Source organism: Mangrovivirga cuniculi, from assembly GCF_005166025.1.
Lineage (GTDB): Bacteria > Bacteroidota > Bacteroidia > Cytophagales > Cyclobacteriaceae > Mangrovivirga > Mangrovivirga cuniculi.
Genome location: NZ_CP028923.1, coordinates 1,057,501 through 1,075,153 on the forward strand (window position 1 = coordinate 1,057,501; position 17,653 = coordinate 1,075,153).

20 protein-coding genes, 2 rRNA genes and 1 pseudogene (1 of these 23 cut by a window edge) are annotated in these 17,653 nt (G+C 35.1%); 20 read left to right on the top strand and 3 right to left on the bottom strand.

The annotated features are described in order from the left end of the window. From DCC35_RS04845 to DCC35_RS04880, 8 genes are all read left to right on the top strand, one after another. Nucleotides 1–726, top strand: a 23S ribosomal RNA gene (locus tag DCC35_RS04845) (it extends 2,164 nt beyond the left edge of the window). Nucleotides 727–840: 114 nt separating this feature from the next. Next, nucleotides 841–952 (top strand): 5S ribosomal RNA (rrf, locus tag DCC35_RS04850). A 421-nt stretch (nucleotides 953–1,373) separates the two neighbouring features. Next, nucleotides 1,374–2,564, top strand: a complete 1,191-nt coding sequence (locus DCC35_RS04855; RefSeq protein WP_137089721.1) for a dipeptidase — start codon at nucleotides 1,374–1,376, stop codon at nucleotides 2,562–2,564. 44 nt (nucleotides 2,565–2,608) lie between these two features. Next, complete coding sequence (locus DCC35_RS04860; protein WP_137089722.1) at nucleotides 2,609–3,301, top strand: YceI family protein; 693 nt, start codon at nucleotides 2,609–2,611, stop codon at nucleotides 3,299–3,301. A gap of 134 nt (nucleotides 3,302–3,435) precedes the next feature. Further along, nucleotides 3,436–3,966 carry a lipocalin family protein gene (locus tag DCC35_RS04865; protein ID WP_137089723.1) on the top strand — a complete coding sequence of 177 codons (531 nt, stop codon included), beginning with the start codon at nucleotides 3,436–3,438 and terminating at the stop codon, nucleotides 3,964–3,966. A gap of 16 nt (nucleotides 3,967–3,982) precedes the next feature. Further along, entirely contained in the window at nucleotides 3,983–4,504 is a 522-nt protein-coding gene (locus DCC35_RS04870; protein WP_137089724.1) for a hypothetical protein, read from the top strand. A gap of 7 nt (nucleotides 4,505–4,511) precedes the next feature. Next, nucleotides 4,512–5,036, top strand: a complete 525-nt coding sequence (locus DCC35_RS04875; protein ID WP_137089725.1) for a hypothetical protein — start codon at nucleotides 4,512–4,514, stop codon at nucleotides 5,034–5,036. 221 nt (nucleotides 5,037–5,257) lie between these two features. Continuing rightward, nucleotides 5,258–5,989 carry a sulfite exporter TauE/SafE family protein gene (locus tag DCC35_RS04880; RefSeq protein WP_137089726.1) on the top strand — a complete coding sequence of 244 codons (732 nt, stop codon included), beginning with the start codon at nucleotides 5,258–5,260 and terminating at the stop codon, nucleotides 5,987–5,989. Between the two features lie 159 nt (nucleotides 5,990–6,148). Here DCC35_RS04880 and DCC35_RS04885 read toward each other — a convergent pair whose 3' ends face one another. Together DCC35_RS04885 and DCC35_RS04890 are read right to left on the bottom strand one after the other, a co-directional pair. Then, on the bottom strand, nucleotides 6,149–6,682 hold the full coding sequence (locus DCC35_RS04885) for a hypothetical protein (protein ID WP_137089727.1): 534 nt from the start codon (nucleotides 6,680–6,682) through the stop codon (nucleotides 6,149–6,151). A gap of 4 nt (nucleotides 6,683–6,686) precedes the next feature. Continuing rightward, entirely contained in the window at nucleotides 6,687–6,923 is a 237-nt protein-coding gene (locus DCC35_RS04890; protein ID WP_137089728.1) for a hypothetical protein, read from the bottom strand. A gap of 121 nt (nucleotides 6,924–7,044) precedes the next feature. Between DCC35_RS04890 and DCC35_RS04895 the strand changes: the two genes are divergently transcribed. The 7 genes and pseudogenes from DCC35_RS04895 to DCC35_RS04925 all read left to right on the top strand — a co-directional run bounded on the left by DCC35_RS04895 (nucleotide 7,045) and on the right by DCC35_RS04925 (nucleotide 13,357). Then, nucleotides 7,045–7,761, top strand: a complete 717-nt coding sequence (locus tag DCC35_RS04895; protein WP_137089729.1) for a BatA domain-containing protein — start codon at nucleotides 7,045–7,047, stop codon at nucleotides 7,759–7,761. Next, nucleotides 7,674–9,026, top strand: a complete 1,353-nt coding sequence (locus DCC35_RS04900) for a CARDB domain-containing protein (protein ID WP_137089730.1) — start codon at nucleotides 7,674–7,676, stop codon at nucleotides 9,024–9,026. Before DCC35_RS04895 ends, DCC35_RS04900 begins: the two co-directional genes overlap by 88 nt. Nucleotides 9,027–9,036: 10 nt before the next feature. Next, a complete protein-coding gene (locus DCC35_RS04905; protein ID WP_137089731.1) occupies nucleotides 9,037–10,308 on the top strand; it encodes a dihydroorotase in 1,272 nt (423 codons plus the stop codon). 3 nt (nucleotides 10,309–10,311) lie between these two features. Then, the gene (locus DCC35_RS04910; protein ID WP_137089732.1) at nucleotides 10,312–10,815 is read left to right on the top strand and encodes a DUF4199 domain-containing protein; all 504 of its coding nucleotides are present in this window, start codon (nucleotides 10,312–10,314) and stop codon (nucleotides 10,813–10,815) included. 26 nt (nucleotides 10,816–10,841) lie between these two features. After that, nucleotides 10,842–11,384 carry a DUF4199 domain-containing protein gene (locus DCC35_RS04915; protein ID WP_137089733.1) on the top strand — a complete coding sequence of 181 codons (543 nt, stop codon included), beginning with the start codon at nucleotides 10,842–10,844 and terminating at the stop codon, nucleotides 11,382–11,384. Further along, nucleotides 11,381–12,372, top strand: a pseudogene (locus DCC35_RS04920) (glycosyltransferase family 2 protein). The gene DCC35_RS04915 and the pseudogene DCC35_RS04920 overlap by 4 nt, the downstream one beginning before the upstream one ends. Further along, the gene (locus DCC35_RS04925; RefSeq protein ID WP_137089734.1) at nucleotides 12,365–13,357 is read left to right on the top strand and encodes a glycosyltransferase; all 993 of its coding nucleotides are present in this window, start codon (nucleotides 12,365–12,367) and stop codon (nucleotides 13,355–13,357) included. Before DCC35_RS04920 ends, DCC35_RS04925 begins: the two are co-directional and overlap by 8 nt. Here DCC35_RS04925 and DCC35_RS04930 read toward each other — a convergent pair whose 3' ends face one another. Then, nucleotides 13,358–14,131 (bottom strand): class I SAM-dependent methyltransferase, encoded by a 774-nt coding sequence (locus tag DCC35_RS04930; RefSeq protein ID WP_137089735.1) that lies wholly within the window; start codon nucleotides 14,129–14,131, stop codon nucleotides 13,358–13,360. A 96-nt stretch (nucleotides 14,132–14,227) separates the two neighbouring features. Here DCC35_RS04930 and DCC35_RS04935 point away from each other — a divergent pair, with 96 nt between their 5' ends. From DCC35_RS04935 to DCC35_RS04955, 5 genes are all read left to right on the top strand, one after another. Next, nucleotides 14,228–14,812: a TetR/AcrR family transcriptional regulator gene (locus DCC35_RS04935; protein WP_137089736.1), complete on the top strand. Its 585-nt coding sequence runs from the start codon at nucleotides 14,228–14,230 to the stop codon at nucleotides 14,810–14,812. A gap of 1 nt (nucleotide 14,813) precedes the next feature. Then, a complete protein-coding gene (locus tag DCC35_RS04940) occupies nucleotides 14,814–15,239 on the top strand; it encodes a YkvA family protein (protein WP_137089737.1) in 426 nt (141 codons plus the stop codon). A 64-nt stretch (nucleotides 15,240–15,303) separates the two neighbouring features. After that, complete coding sequence (locus tag DCC35_RS04945; protein WP_137089738.1) at nucleotides 15,304–15,915, top strand: thioredoxin family protein; 612 nt, start codon at nucleotides 15,304–15,306, stop codon at nucleotides 15,913–15,915. 48 nt (nucleotides 15,916–15,963) lie between these two features. Continuing rightward, complete coding sequence (locus DCC35_RS04950; RefSeq protein WP_137089739.1) at nucleotides 15,964–16,989, top strand: metal-dependent hydrolase; 1,026 nt, start codon at nucleotides 15,964–15,966, stop codon at nucleotides 16,987–16,989. A gap of 3 nt (nucleotides 16,990–16,992) precedes the next feature. Next, a complete protein-coding gene (locus DCC35_RS04955) occupies nucleotides 16,993–17,652 on the top strand; it encodes an oxidoreductase (RefSeq protein WP_137089740.1) in 660 nt (219 codons plus the stop codon). Nucleotide 17,653: the final 1 nt, after the last annotated feature.

Below are 17,653 nucleotides of genomic sequence, written 5' to 3' on the forward strand. Positions count from 1 at the left end.
GGCGTGGTGGAGCCGTTGTTGAAATACCGGCCTTTGTTTACGTGATATCTAACCCGTTAGACGGGGACAGTGTGTGGTGGGTAGTTTGACTGGGGTGGTCGCCTCCAAAAAAGTATCGGAGGCTTCCAAAGGTACCCTCAGCACGGTTGGTAATCGTGCGTAGAGCGCAATAGCATAAGGGTGCTTGACTGTGAGACCTACAAGTCGATCAGGAACGAAAGTTGGGTATAGTGATCCGGTGGTTCCGCATGGAAGGGCCATCGCTCAAAGGATAAAAGGTACTCTGGGGATAACAGGCTGATCTCCCCCAAGAGCTCACATCGACGGGGAGGTTTGGCACCTCGATGTCGGCTCGTCACATCCTGGGGCTGGAGAAGGTCCCAAGGGTTGGGCTGTTCGCCCATTAAAGTGGCACGCGAGCTGGGTTCAGAACGTCGTGAGACAGTTCGGTCCCTATCTACTGTGGGCGTTAGAAGCTTGAGAGGACCTGACCTTAGTACGAGAGGACCGGGTTGGACGAACCTCTGGTGTATCGGTTGTGGCGCCAGCTGCAGTGCCGAGTAGCTATGTTCGGAAGAGATAAGCGCTGAAAGCATCTAAGCGCGAAACTCCCCTCAAGATGAGGCTTCTTTTAAAGGACGTCAGAGACGATGACGTTGATAGGCTGCAGGTGTAAAGTTAGAGATAGCATAGCCGAGCAGTACTAATTACCTGTAACTTTCCAGGGATCTCCTAAGGATCCAGTCTTAATGTACTTATGATTATTTTAAATCTGAAGTTTACTTGTGTGTTTGATATGTCAAAAGATATTGGTGTCAGTAAAAGAACTGACCAAGAGTTTATGGTGACTATAGCGAGGGGGATCACCTTTCCCCATTTCGAACAAAGAAGTTAAGCCCCTCAGCGCTGATGGTACTGCAGTTAAATGTGGGAGAGTAGGTCATCGCCATTTTATTATTTAGAACCCTGACAACTAAAGTAGTCAGGGTTTTTTTATTATAGTTCAAAGAAAGACCAGACCCTGACATTTATCGTCATGGGTCATCGCCATTTTATTATTAAGGAGCCTTGTCTAAACAGATGAGGCTCTTTTTTTTGCTCTATCCTACCAAGACGACTGATCTCCACTCTCGCTCTCACACCCACTCTCCAATCTACGCCCTCCGTTCTCCTACCTTTATTCACTCTCACACTGTTCTCCACTCTTCGTCCTCTGTTCTCCTTCCTTCTTCCGCTCTCACTCTGTTCTTCACTCTTTGTCCTCTGTTCTCCTTCCTTCTTTTATTCCTTCCTGTTTTCAAATAAATTTTTAATGCTTCCTTTCTTCTTAATAGAAATTTAGTTTTATTCTAAATTCTAACTAATAAACTATTATGAGATTACTATTATTCATAGCCTTTTTGTCTTTAGTGTCATCCTGTAAACCCGGATCATCTGAGGAGAAGCAAACGAATTCTTCCGATATAGAATTTTCTGCAGATAAGTTTGCCAAGGATATATTAATAATTGACACGCATATAGATTTACCATATAGGATATCAAATGAGTCTAAAGAAATAGATGTTTCTAAGGATTTTAATACCGGTCATTTTGATTACCCGAAAGCAATTAATGGGGGATTAAATGTTGCTTTTATGTCTATTTATACACCCCCCTCTCTTGATGGTAATGAGGCATTTCAAGCTGCAAATTCACTAATTAATCTTGTAGATAGCATTTCGGAAAAATTTCCTGGCAAATTTCAACTGATTTATGGCCCGGATGATATAGTTAATAAATTTGATAATGAAATTATTTATCTGCCTCTGGGAATGGAAAATGGTTCTCCGATTAACAATGATCTAGAGAACCTTGTGCATTTTTATAATAAAGGGATAAGATACATTACCCTTTGTCACTTTAAATCAAATGAAATTTGCGACAGTAGTACAGATGATATACAGCCTCATGGAGGGTTAAGTGAGTTCGGGTATAATGTAGTTAAAAAAATGAATCAGCTTGGCATTTTAGTAGATGTGAGTCATGTATCAGATGAAACGGTAGAAGATGTCCTTGAAATTACAAAAGATCCGGTTATTGCATCGCATTCAGGGTGCAGGCAGTTAACTCCTGGTTTTCCACGAAATCTTCCTGATCATCTGATAAAAAGAATAGGAGAGAATGATGGAGTTATAATGGTTAATTTTGGTTCTATGTTTCTGAACAGCAGTTCTGCAAGTAACGCCAATAAAATGTTATCTATTCTTAATGAAAGGTCAGTTGAAGTTGGTTCTGACGAAGGAAACAAACTAATGAAAGAATTAGAGAAAGAATTACCTATTCAAAGTTCAGTGGATGATATTGTGGATCATATAGATCATATAGTTAAAATAGCCGGGATTGATCATGTTGGGTTCGGATCTGATTTTGATGGTGTTTCTTATTTGCCTGAAGAAGTTAAAAATGTATCGGATTATCCGGTAATAATTGAAGCATTGAAAACCAGAGGATATTCTAATACTGATATAGAGAAAATCTGTGGTAAAAATTTCCTAAGAGTATGGGAAAAAGTAGCTAATAAATAGTGGAGTCTTTTTTATTGATTAAATTAATATAAACGCCTTCTCAAATGTCAGAATTCAATTTGTTGTCTAGTTTATTTTACAGGATTATTTCTATTAAAAGTTTATTTGTTATTGTTTTTAGTCTTAATTCAATTGTCGGATTCAGTCAGGGCAGTAATGGGTCTGATGATTCCAGCTCAGCTCTTTTAGACATAAAACTTCTCAAAGACAGTAATCTTGGAATTTTCGTAGAAACAAATGTCAATAGTTTTGTTTGTGAGTTTAGTGATGAGGACACTTATAAAGGCACCCTGTTTAAGGGCACAATGGAAAATAGTGATGAAGTCGAAGTATTATTTAAAAAAGGGGGAATAAAGCTCCCTGTTAATAAGTTTGACTGTGGTAAAAATATGATGAATAATGACTTCAGAGAATTATTGAAGTCTGATAAGTATCCCAATATTAAATTAGAATTTATAAAGGCTTTTTGGTATGACCAGGATAACCTAAATTCCAAAACTGATCGTAATAAAGAAATAGGTTATTTTATCATTAACCTCACAGTAGCTGGTAAAACACAAAAGGAAAAAGTTCCCATTTATACAACCGAAACTCAAGCAGGCCAGTTGAAATGTACGGGTAGAGTAAGAATAAATATGAAGGAATTTGGACTGAAACCACCGGTCAAGTTTTTAGGGACAGTTAAAGTAAAGGAACATATAGAAGTTCGATTTAACCTTCACTTTATCAGATTGTAAAAACCGTAACTGATTATCTTTTTCTCCGGAAATCTTCCTTTTTAAATTTTATGATAATAAATCTTTATTGTTAATTGACTTTTGAATAATAAAAGGTTTATTTCGTGTCTGATTTTTTTAAGGAGTATCAAACTATGAAGAATTTTTTAAGAGTAAGTCCTTTAACAGGATTATTATTCCTATTGCTGATTTTTACCAGCTGTACTGAGGAAAATATAATTGTTCAAGAGCAACCGCAATCTGAAAGCCCTTTAGTAGGAGAATGGAAAGTTACCTCAATTGTCTATAATGAATATCAGGCAACTTATGAGAATGAGGAATTATTGTATGATTTCGAATTCTCAGGATATGCTTATGATCTTGATTATAATTTGAAATTAAATGCAGACGCAACCTATGAAAGTTGGGGCATTTATAGCTGGGCATCTTCTAATGACTTTGGAACTAGCTATCAGGAAAATATTGAATTTGAACTGGTTGGCAAATGGTTACACGAGAATGATCGTTTTACTATGTCAAATGCAGATGTAGTTACCGTTTATGATGTTATTGAATTAACTGAGACTGAATTATTTTTAAAGGTGGAGCAAACCAGGAAAGGTGCTTCGGAAGGAGTGACAAGAGAAGTTCATTCTGTTAATGAGATGACATTGGTTAGGAATTAATTTATAAAGAGAGACAATGAAATTTATAAATAAGACGCTTTTAAGTCTAATAGCAATAGTTATTATTACATCCTGTAAACAGGAAGAAATTATAACTTATCCGAGTTCTGATGAACCATTAGTTGGTCAGTGGAAGGTTACGGAAATGAATTCATTAAATACAGTTGAAATTTATTACCAGGGAGTTTTTCAAAATGGCCAGGTAGTGAATGGAGAGGGGATTAATTTAGAATATTATTTCGATATCGAAGAAAATCCGAATGATTTAATTACTTCAGGGAGTTATGGAATGCAATATTCTGATAACATTGATCAATATACTATCCAGGGGATCAGTATATTCAGTTCATCTCAATGGGAGCATGTTGGTGACTCTTTGATCTTTCGCTCTGGAAGCGAACGAAAGGCATTATTCATTGAAGAATTAAATGGAAATACCATGAAATTATTTGGAGAGGAAAATCTCTACACTAATACTTTTGGTTATGACTTTTATGAAAATGCTAAGGTCAATTACACGTTCATTAAAATTAAATAATCTTAACATGAAAAAATATATTTTACTTTTTGCTGTATTAATGGCTTTCATTTCATGTGAGAGTACAGAAGTCGTTGAAGACACAGAATTCAAGATTGTTGGTGATTGGAAATTGACAGATTTCAATTATGAAATGACCCAGATAAACATACGTGATGTATTTGGGGAGATCAGACATGATACTTCCATGGCTTTTATTGAAGTTTTTGATGATAGTCTTATAGCTGAATTTAAGTATAATCCACAATTCTTAGTAGAATCCGGTGATGCTTCGTATGTTTATACCCGAATATATTCTGATGGAGATATAACAAAAGATACGGTACATTACGAAAATATAATGGCTGGCGGAGAATGGAATTATGTAAATAATGAACTCCATTTGTGGATAGATGATGATGTGAGGATTGGTACTGTCAGTTTTAGTGGTGATAAAATGTTTATTGATGTTGATATGGAAAGTAGTACTGATATAGATGGTGACTATGAGTACAAAAGGGAAATTCTTCAATTGGAATATCAGGAACTATAAAAACATAAAAATTTAACTAATCAAAAGGCCTGAAATTGATTTCAGGCCTTTTTTATTTAACATGTGATGTGAAAAATCTCAGTTTTATTTACCTGCAAAAGTTGATTTCGAATAATGTTGTTTTTAATCCCAGGATATATTAACTAAAATGAAAGTCTGGTAAAAAATATTCGATCTTTTTATATCTTGTTGTTGATAACCAAAGGGATTTTAGATATAGTTTGTTTAAGGATTTTAGCATAATATTTCTAATACTGGCTTTTATAGCTGAAGTGATTGGTACTATCGGAGGCTTTGGTTCATCGGTATTTTTTGTGCCTATTGGAAATTTTTACTTTGATTTTTACACTGTGTTGGGTCTTACAGCAGTATTTCATTTATCGAGCAACCTATCGAAGATCGCACTTTTTAGAAAGGGCTTAAATAGACAACTACTGATTTACTTAGGTATTCCATCTGTATTATTCGTTATAATTGGAGGGGTTTTATCCGATAAATTGGATACTACGATTTTAAAAATTTTATTAGCGGTCTTTCTTATCTCTCTTTCCACTTTATTTTTAGTTAAAAAGGAATTAAAAATTGAACCTACTAAAAAATCTTCTATTGCCGGAGGTGCCATTTCAGGTTTCACTGCTGGATTAGTTGGTACAGGGGGAGCGATAAGAGGCATTACTATGAATGCATTTAATTTAAAAAAAGACGTGTTCATAGCAACCTCTACAATGATCGATCTAATGATTGATAGTACAAGAACGATAGTCTACTATAATAATGGATATATTAAAAAAGAAATATGGATTTATATTCCTTTTTTATTTGTAATAGGCTTTGCAGGAACTCACTTAGGGAAATATTTGTTAAAATTCATTCCCCAGGAAAGGTTTAAAGTTATTTCTTTAGGGTTAATTCTTTTAATCGGGATAGTAACTGGATTAAAAATAGTTCTATGACTATTTACCAACTGATTATTAATTAACTCATTGTTGTGGAATGCAATAGATATTAAAAAAGGTCCGAGTTTAAACTACCCGAACCTCACTTACACAGTTTTTTAGATACTACCCTAAGATGATAGCCAAACCTTCTATTAATTTTTAATTATATGAACATTAATTTTTCAATACGTCCTTATTAGTTTTTCTTATTTCTTTAATAGTCTCTTCAGTTTGTTTGATCTTTTCACTTGAAGTTTCACTATCGTCTGAAGATTCTTTTAAAACTTTTTTTCTTTCTTCAAGCTTTTCTTTTAAGGATCTTATTTTTTGGTCGACAGTTTTAATTTCTTCTTCTTTTTCTTCGTATTCACGATCAGAAATTTCTCTGCTACGTCTTTTCCTTTCAAGAATTTCTTTAGCTTCTTTTATATTATCTTCAGTTTCTTCTATTTCTCTTTCAGCCTCATCAATTTCTTTTAAGGCTTTCGCTCTCGCTTCTGCTGCACGTTGTTGTCCAAATTCCCTGCCGCTTAGATCTCCTTTATTTTTACCGTAAGCATTACCTTTATTAGATTTCTCTTTTTTGTCCTGTTTGTCCTGCTTTTCAGTTTTATCTTTTCCTTTTTTATTCGACTTCCCCTGGGCCAATCCATCAGAAACTGACAGGGCAGTAATTAATAATAGAAATACAAGTATTTTCTTTCTCATGATATTAGTTATTTAAATCTTCTAAAATTTCGCTCGATTTTTGTTTAAGATCCGTTGCTTCCTCAGAAATTTGAGTGGCTACCGAATCGATCTCATTAATTTCTGTTATCGAGTCCTGATCGATCGCTACAGGCTCTTCTGCTTTTACAGAATCCTCTGAGCCTTCTTCAGATTCAGTAATCGTGTTACAAGCAAAGACTAAACTCAAAAATAAAGCACTTAAAAAAATATTCTTTTTCATAAAGCTATGTTTTTATTTCAAGGTGTAAACATTTAATTTAAATTGCAAAAAGGTGTTATTTCACTTTGGTTTTATAATGTAAGATTTAATTACATAGAGCTAAATATCGCGAATCGAATATATGCAATTTTTATATCCTGCAGTCTTATGGTTTTTATTTGCCTTATCAATACCGGTGATAATTCACCTGTTTTCATTCAGGAGAGCTAAAAGATTAAAATTCAGTAGTTTAAAAAATTTAAAGCTTGTTAAAAATCATTCAGACACTAAAAATAACCTGAAGAAAATTTTAATTCTCATATCAAGGATTCTTTTCTTACTACTTTTGGTTATATGTTTCGCAGGACCATATATCCCATCAGAAACTGATAAAAAGAAAGGTGAAAGTGTCGTAATATTTGTAGATAATTCACCTTCGATGACAGTTGAAAGTGAAGATGGTATTCCCTTGATTGACAAAGCTGTAGGAATTGGTAACGAGATTGTTCAAAAATATGACCCTAACACTGAGTTTTATATTGTAACCTCCGACCATCCGTTTAACAGGTACAATAATCTTGGAAAGGAAGCGGCATTAGAATTTTTATCTTCTATACAGGTAGCAGCGAAAAGCGAAAAAATTTCTTCGCTTGTTGATTCCTTTGGTGACCCTGAGATTGGAGAATCAGATATTTATCTTATTTCTGATTTTCAGAATCAATTTTTGATACACAAGTGGAGGTTGATAATCAGAATTTTATTTTCATACCCTTGCAATATGGTCCAGTTGCCAATATTTCTATTGATAGTTTATATCTTACCGAACCTGTTTCGGGCATTGCTGATGAGATTAAGATGAATGTTGATATAACGAATTATGGAGATGAAAGTAAAGAGAATATTCCTGTAAGAGTTGAACTAAATGGTAGTCAGGTTGGTGTTACAGAAATTAACCTCAGTGCTAAGACAACTGAGACAATTACTTTTGACATTAAAACCAAATTATTGGATATTAATAAGGGTCGGATCGTAGTTGAGGATCTCCCTGTCAGTTTCGATAATGAGTTTTTCTGGTCTTTAAATAAATTATCTACAGTTAGTGTCAGTGTAATTTCTGAATATAAGAAATCCGTATTTGACGCTTTATTTGATGATAATCAGCTGTTTAATTACAATTATTATTCGTTTGGAAATATTGATTATCAGAATATAAATTATTCAGACTTACTGATTGTTAATGGATTAACTGAAATATCTACTTCTCTATTATCATCCATACGTTCGAGGTTATCAGATGGAGGCTTTGTACTGGTTATTGGAGGAGAATCCACCGGCGTGTCATCACAAGTAAGGCAATTTTTATCGCAATATGGGTTCACAGAGGTAAATATTAATGAAAAAGTATTGGTTGAAAAGCGCTCATTTGATAATCCTTTTATGGAAGGGGTCTTTGAAAATATTCCTAAAAACCTGGATGTACCATGGGTAAAACCTAAATTGAGATGGAGACCTGCTGAACCGGTAATAACTTTAAATAATGGAATGACATTATTCGGAAGAGCCGAAATCCAAAAACCATTATATTTTTTGAGCACATCTCTTGAAGATTCAATAACCAATATTCATAATCACGGATTATTTCTTCCTATGTTATATAAAACAGCATTTTATAGTAGTAATGCAATGCAGAATCTTTATTACAAAATTGAAGAAACAGATGAAGGAATATCTTTTGACTGGCAAACTGAAAGGGATGATATTATAAAATTATCCAATGACGAAAATGTTATAATTCCGGAAGTGAGATATAGTGCAAAATCTGTCTCGATCTTTCTTCCACTGGAAGCCGAGATTGGTCCAGGTCATTATAAGGTGATCTCTGGAGAAGATATTATCAGAGTATTAGCATTAAACCTGGGAGGGGACGAAAGCAATCTTGAACAGATAACTTCAGATTCATTAAAAGTTTTCTATCCCGATCAGGAGATTCTGACAGATCCGGACATGGCTAAAGTCAGAGCAACAATTGATCGAATGGATTATGGTCAGGATATCTGGCAGTGGTTTTTAATAGGATCTTTAATATTTTTGCTTATTGAAATCATATTAATAAGAATGATTTAAATTTACCTGCATGAATTGGCTTATAAAATCAGCATTTTTAGTTTTTCCGGGCCACAAGTATCACCGGAAAGAAATAGATATTTTAATTAGTAACGGAAAAATTAAAGAAATTGGGGATAAGATATCTGCGTCTTCTGAAGCAAAAGTTATCAATGCCAGAGATAAATTTCTATTTCCGGGGCTGGTCGATTTCAGAGCTGACTTATGTGATCCCGGGCTAGAGCATAAGGAAACATTAAACTCGGGAAGGGATGCTGCTGCAGCAGGCGGTTACACCCACGTCCTGGTTATTCCAAATACAAAACCTCCTGTTCAGACCAAAAATGATGTTAAATACATCCTTGGAGGAAATGATTCTTCGTTAGTTCAGTTATACCCCATGACTGGTGTCTCGAGAGATCTTGAAGGGGAGGAACTTACGGAAATGCTTGATCTGTATACTGCAGGGGCGAAAGTTTTTGGGGACGGTGATAAACCTGTATGGAATACGGATATTTTAGTTAAGTCTTTACAATATCTTCAGAAAGTTGATGCATTGTTGGTTAACAGGCCATGCGACCAATGGTTGTCAAAATTCGGGCAAATGCATGAGGGTGTTAATAGTACCCGCCTTGGGATGAAGGGAATTCCTGTTTTGGCTGAAACATTAATGGTAAGACGCGATATCGAATTACTGAAGTATGCCGGAGGGAAACTTCATTTTTCTACAATATCCAGTAAAGAAAGCGTCGATCTTATTGCTGAGGCAAAAAATCAAGGCCTTAATGTCTCCTGCGATGTAGCGATACACAACTTACTTTATACTGATGAAGAAAACATGATGTTTGATTCAAACTACAAGGTGGATCCACCTTTGAGATCAGAGGAAGACAGGAAGGCTTTAGTAAAAGGTGTTAAAGAAGGTATTATAGATTGTATTGTTACTGATCACCATCCTCATGATCCGGAATCAAAAGACCTGGAATATGATCTGGCTGACTTTGGGGTTACAGGCCTCCAAACAGCAATTTCCGAAGTATGGAAATTAAAAGAGGAGATTGAAGGGGATAAGATTATAGAAGCAATGTCACTACAGCCCAGAAAACTAATGGGGCTCGATGAAATCAAAATAGAGGAAGGAGAAGTTGCTGATCTGACTTTATTTGATCCGGAAGAGATTTGGGAATATAACGATGAAACAAATAAGAGTAATAGTAAAAATCATCCTAGATTTGGAGAAAAAATAAAGGGGAAGGTAAAAGCTGTTATTTTTGGTAACAACATTTTTCAGGATCAAAATTAAAAGATGATAAAATTAGCACTAAGATACGGGGCATTTGCTATCCTGATCACTATCATTTCATTTACTGTACTTTTTTATACAGATCAAAAGCCATTTATAAACTTTAACACCATTTTTATTGATGGTTTATCATTTTTGGTTTTGATCGGAGTTGCCACTTACGAATTTAAGAAATACAGACAAGGTGGTGAATTAAGATTCTGGCAGGGAATGTCTATGGGAATGATCATATACATTATGGCTGCAGTAGGATTCTCAGCATTTCTTTATTTGTTTATGGCATATATTGAACCTGAGGCACTAATCAATTATAAAAAGGAATCAATTGATTTTTATAATAGAACAGCTGAGATGTACCCGGATAAATATTCATCTGAGCGGAGAGCAACAGATCTGGCCAATATCAATGAAGTAACGATAAGTGGGATAGTATTTAAAGAGGGAATAAAAAAATTACTACTTGGATTGCTAGTCACCCCAATTATTGCAATTTTTATGAGAAAATAACAATCTATAAACCTAAATCAATTAAAATGAAAGACACATTTATTTCAGAAGGCGTTAAGGACGGTGTGATTATCGGACTTATTTTTACATTATTGACAGTTATAATCTATGTTGTTGATTTATCTATGTTCGGTACGATGTGGTATGGACTTGGTCTGTTCGCTTTGTATATTTTCCTCTTAATCATATTTAATTCCCGCTTTAGAAATGGAATAGGAGGGTATTGGAGCTTTGGAGAAGCGTTCAAATATAACTTTTTTTTATTATTAGTAGGAGGTATCATTAATACGATCGTAGGAATTGTATTATTTACAGTAATAGATCCAGACGCTCCAGCAATGATTGCAGAAAATACAGTTGAATCTACGATTAGCATGGTTGAAAAATTTGGTGGTGATGCCAGCCAAATGGAAGGTGAACTTGATGAAACATATAATAACACATTAGAGCAATTTACACTTTCCGGGCAACTAAAAAGTTTTGGTTATTCGATATTAGTATATGCTGTAATAGGAGCTATATTTGCTGCCATATTTAAAAAGAAAAAACCTCAGGAGGACTATATATGACAAACGGAAAGGATATCGATGTATCCTTGGTTATTCCGGCTTATAATGAATCAGAATCCCTTCCAGAACTCGTTGAGTGGATAGACAGGGTGAATGAGGAAAATAGCCTGAAATATGAAGTTATTATAATCGATGATGGCTCCAGTGATAACTCCTGGGCTGTCATCGAAGAATTATCTGATAAAAATGATTCCATTAAAGGAATTAAATTTAATAGGAATTATGGTAAATCAGCTGCCTTAGACACTGGATTTAAAGCAGCTATAGGTGAAGTAGTCATAACCATGGACGCTGACCTTCAGGATAGTCCCGATGAAATTCCCGGTCTTGTATCTATGATTCGTGATGAAGGGTATGACCTTGTATCAGGATGGAAGAAAAAGCGACATGATCCCATAACTAAAACTATCCCTTCAAAATTTTTTAATGCGGTAACTGCAAAGATCTCCAAAATTAAGCTCCATGATTTTAATTGTGGATTGAAAGCTTATAAAAACGAAGTAGTTAAATCACTTGAAGTTTATGGGGAGATGCATCGGTATATCCCAGTAATAGCTAAATGGAAAGGCTTTAATAAGATTGGTGAACGAGTGGTACAACACCGGGCCAGGAAGTACGGTGAAACAAAATTTGGGATAGAAAGATTTGTCAATGGATTTTTAGACCTTCTTTCTATCACTTTTGTGATGAAGTACAAAAAGCGACCCATGCATTTTTCGGGACAATGGGTACTTTATCGTTTATGGCTGGGTTTTTTATTACTTGTTGGGTGATTTTTGAAAAGCTATACACCGTTTGGTTTACTCATAAAGTAGCAAGAGCAGTAACCGAACAACCATTATTCTTTTTAGCATTAATAGCCCTGGTTATTGGTGTTCAGCTTTTTTTAGCTGGTTTTTTAGGAGAAATGATTACTCAAACTGATCGGTATAAAAACGATTATTTAATTTCGGAGAAAAAAGGATTTGAAGAAAGGGAAAATGTCTGATAACAGCAGGTTTTACTCTCTGATTATCCCGGTTTATAACAGGCCAGGTGAAGTTGATGAATTATTAGAAAGTTTAACAAAACAGGAATATTCTCACTTTGAGGTTCTGGTTATTGAAGATGGTTCTTCTGATCCATGCGATCACATAATAGAAAGGTATACAGATAAGCTGGATCTAAAATATTTCACCAAGGAAAATGAGGGCCAGGGCTTTACTCGAAATTATGCATATGAAAGAGCTTCGGGAGACTATTTTATAGTTTTTGATTCTGATTGCATCATTCCTTCACATTATTTAAAAACTGTGGACGACCATCTCAACACATATTGGCTTGATGCATTTGGTGGACCAGACAAATCGCACCCATCTTTTAGTGATGTTCAAAAGGCGATTTCTTATTCAATGACTTCCCCATATACAACCGGAGGGATAAGAGGAAGCAAGCAACATGCCGGAACATTCCATCCCAGAAGTTTTAATATGGGGATCTCAGCAGATGTTTGGAAGAAAACTAAAGGATATGTGATAACCAGAATGGGTGAAGACATTGAGTTTAGTATTCGAATAATTAAAGCAGGTTTTAAGGTTGGTTTGATAGAAGATGCTTATGTCTATCACAAACGCAGAACGGACTTCAGACAATTTTACAGGCAATTATTCTTTTTTGGAAGGGCAAGAATTAATATCGGTAGGTTTTATCCGGGAGAGATCAAATTTTTTCATTTATTTCCAGTGGCTTTTTATCTGGGGATACTTATTTGGTTGATCGTTTTTCCATGGTTTTTCCCCAGTCTTTTCATTTTTGGAGCGGGAATGATTTTAGCCTATTACTTAATTATCTTTATGGACTCCTACTTAAAGAATGAAAAGAGTCTGAGTATTGCATCAAAATCAGTGGTTGCTTCTTTTATTCAATTATTTGCCTATGGGAATGGATTTTTTGTTGAATGGATCAAATTCATAAAGAAACCATATAGCGGATAGTTAATCAGGTTTAGTACAGAGATAAATAATTTCTTCTTCCGGAAGAGCATATTTTTTTACAAGATCTTGATCAAGCTGTTTCGGATAGGGTATTTCTTTTACCTCAAATCCTCCTTTTTTCAACCTTTCACCATAATCTAGTCCATAAATTCTGTAATGATCTGACTGCTTGAAGTGCTCTTCGCGATCTTTGGGATCTGTAATCTCAGGATCTTCATACGTATCCTGCATGTTCATATCCTGTGGAGACTGTAAAATAGCCCATCCTCCGGGTTTTAAGACTCGGTAAACCTCCTTCATAGCATGAATGTCATCGGGAATATGTTCCATTACATGATTGCAAAAAACCATGTCAAAAGAATTCTCCTCAAATGGAATTTCATTGATATCCATTTTTACCTTAGCGAGAGGTGACTCGAGATCTCCTGTGATATATTCAAGGGATTCAATTTTTTCAAATCTATCTATGAAGCATAATTCCGGAGCGATATGTAAAAGCTTTGCTTCCTCCGAAAAAAAATCAGTTTCGTTTTTAAGATAAAGCCATAATAATCTATGTCTTTCTAAAGCAAGGCAATTAGGGCATAAGGCATTTTTTCTGGGAGGTTTTCTACCATAGGGTACAAATTCTCTAAAATTCGAATCACACACCGGGCAGGTTACATTATTTCCTATATAAAAAACCTTCATCATTCTAAGTGCAAAATGACTGAAAAGCTGAAGGTGTTTTCTTGGTACTTTCCTTATGACAAAACTGATAATGTGTTTAACCATTCTGCAAAAATATAAATCAATGAATTATTATATGGGTTTTCATTGTTATTTTTATTTCTTTTATTCTTTATTTTGTTTACAAAACAAGATCCGAATATGATAAGGGATGCAGGTATATCAAAAAGAGATAATGTAATCAAGCAAGCAACCAGGCTATTTAGAGAAAAAGGGTATGCCTCTGCTTCTATGCGTGACCTGGCCAAAAAACTTGGTATTGAAGCTGCAAGTTTGTACTCACACATCAAATCGAAAGAAGAGATTCTTCAGCATATTTGCTTCGAAAAGGCAGATGCTTTTAATGAAAAGCTAAATGAACTCGAGGAAATTAAAAATAATAACGAAAAAAGGCTCGAGCAATTTTTGATAGGTCACGTAGAAGTATTACTTTCTGATACAGATAGTAGTGCTGTATTTTTAAATGAATGGAAGCATTTAAGTGAACCGCACTATTCCAGGCTGAATAAGATGAAAGATGAATATGAGTCTAAACTGATTGATATCTATAGAGAGGGAAAGGTAGAAGGAAAATTCATCGACCTTAATGAAAAATTGAGCGTTTTAACCATGCTATCTTCTGTCAACTGGGTGATCAATTGGTACAGACCAACAGGAACTTTAAACCCACATGAACTGGCCAAAGCTTTGGCTCACCGGATCATACATGGAATAATGACAAAATAATATGGACGTAAACGAAATACTTGACTCGAGTGCAATGAAGCTTGCTAAAAAGCAGGCAACCAAAATAGCAGCTAGTAAAAATAGATCTGCGAGACTGGCAGGACTTGCTTTCACCAAAATGGATAAGGGCTTATTAAGTAAAGAGACCTTCCAGGCTATTAAGGGTGATTTTTTAGCTGCTTTGAGGATGATCAGGGCTTATGCTAAGAAAGACTATAAGAAGATACCAACGAAATCTCTAATTGGAATTTTAGCAGGAGTGGTATATTTTGTAATGCCGATAGATTTTATTCCGGATTTTATTCCTCTGATTGGATTTGCAGATGATATCGCCTTACTCGCATGGATTTTTTCTAATTTTAAAAATGATATCGATGAGTATCGTGCCTGGGAACAAGGTCATGAATACGTCGATGCAACTAATTAACCATTAATTTTCCTAACCTTTTTTACTACTTTGAGTATATAAGTTGTAAATACTTGTTTAAACAATGGAAGAGTTAAAGGTAATTAACAAGCAGCTTATAAAAAGTGCAATGTCATTTGAGGAGTATTTTGAATTATCAAAAAAGCTCGTTGATGAAAATCGAACTACCGGTAATAATCAATCTGAGGGGATGATTGAATATACCAGACTGAATTTTAGCCGGATGAAAAAGTGGATTAGAACCGGTGATTTGGATGATTCGTTAAAAGAGACTATAACAAAATTAGAAAATCCGGTAACCTGGCTAATTTTGGTTGAGCCATGGTGTGGAGATGTTGCTCAAAACCTGCCTTTTATAAAGAAAGCAGCTGAATTAAATTCGAATATTGAGCTTAAAATAATATTAAGAGATGAGAATCTTGAGGTGATGGATGAATACCTCACAAATGGAGGTAGAGCCATTCCTAAAATGATTGCTTTAAACAATGATCTGAATGAATTAGCGACCTGGGGTCCACGTCCGAAGTCCGTTCAAAAAATGCTTGAGAAAGGCAAAGCCAGTGGTGATTTCGATTACCAGGCATTTGCGATTTCTGCTCATACCTGGTACGCTCAAAATAAAGGAAAAGAATTGTCAGAGGAGCTTAATGCCTTTGTTAAAAAGCAGATAAAATAACTTTTTTAATAAAATACTTATAACCGTCATAACTCTGACGGTTTTTTTATGGATTCACTTACACAAGCATTATTAGGTGCAACAGTTGGAGAAGCTGTACTTGGAAATAAGATAGGTCGTAAAGCTTCAGTTTTAGGTATCATTGGAGGAACCTTGCCCGATCTCGATGTATTGGTCCAATCCTCCATGTCAACTGTCGAGGGAGTGCTGTTTCACAGAGGTCCATCCCACAGTATTACTTTTGCACTTATTACCTCCTTGCTTTTTGGTTGGATAGCTTTAAAATTGCAGAAAAGAACTTCAATTTCTTATCAGAATTGGTTCTTATTTTTCTTTCTGGTAATATTTACGCATCCATTACTTGATGCTTTTACTAATTATGGAACTGAAATTTTGTGGCCATTTCTAGATGCCCGGGTTGCATGGAAAACGATCTTTGTTATAGATCCATTATATTCTATTTGGTTATTGGCAGGAGTTATATTTCTGCTTTTTTATGGGAAAACAAATAATTTTAGAAAGAGGATTGCACTATGGGCGCTAGCTTTATCTTCCTCATACTTGTTGCTCACGGTTTATCATAAATACCATGTCGATAAAAAAGTAACTGAGTACCTTGAAAGTAATAGTGAGCCTTATGAACGGATTATGACTGTTCCTTCGCCTGTTTGCAATTGGTTGTGGACAGTAGTTATTGACAAAGGCGATCATTATCAGGCTGGATATTTCAGTATGCTGATCGCTGAACAGGATTTTAGAGATTCTGTTATTCCGAAAAATTCACCAGCGGAATGGATGAAGGATAAAGAAGAGTTAGCGGGACTGAAGCATTTTTCAAATGACTGGCTTCAATATAAGAAAAGCGTAGATGGTAAAACAATCGTTAATGATATCCGATTTGGACCCATGCTAGGTTGGTACAATCCTGATTCAGGATTCATTTTCTCTTTTGAATTTGAAAAAGGGGAAAACGGTATTATAGTAAAACAAAACCAAAAACAACCTGAAGGAAAAATTAAAGAAGAGTTAGGTAAATTGTGGAGTAGAATATGGTCGACTGATATAAATAAATGATTTATGACTAAAAAAACTGCTTTAATTCTCGGATCTACCGGTTTAGTTGGTGGAATATTACTTGAACAAGTACTCTCTGATGATACTTATAAAAAGGTTATCTCAATTGTCAGGAGGCCTTCTGGTAATAAACACAAGAAATTGCAGGAAGTGGTTGTTGATTTTTCAAAATTGGCGAAAGAGCTGAAAAAATATTATGCCGATGATATCTTTTGCTGCCTGGGTACAACAATTAAGAAAGCAGGGTCACAGGAAAAGTTTATTGAGGTGGATTATGATTATCCCATGGTGGCTGCAAATGCATTAAAACGATCAGGCTCTATGCAACACTATCTTATAATCACAGCATTGGGGGCAGATCCTGACTCCAGGATTTTCTATAATAGAGTTAAAGGTGAAGTTGAAAGAGACCTGAAAAGGGTTAATTATGCTTCTACATCGATATTCAGACCTTCTTTATTATTAGGAAACAGAGATGAAAACAGGCTTGGTGAAGATCTGTTCAAAGGATTTTCAAAAGTATTTGGATGGATATTTTCAGGGCCATTGAAAAAGTATAAACCGGTTAAGGCTGAGAAAGTAGCACGGTCAATGATTAGCCGTGCTCAGCAAAATGTTGATGGTATAGAAATAATAGAATCAGAACAAATACAGAAATATTAAT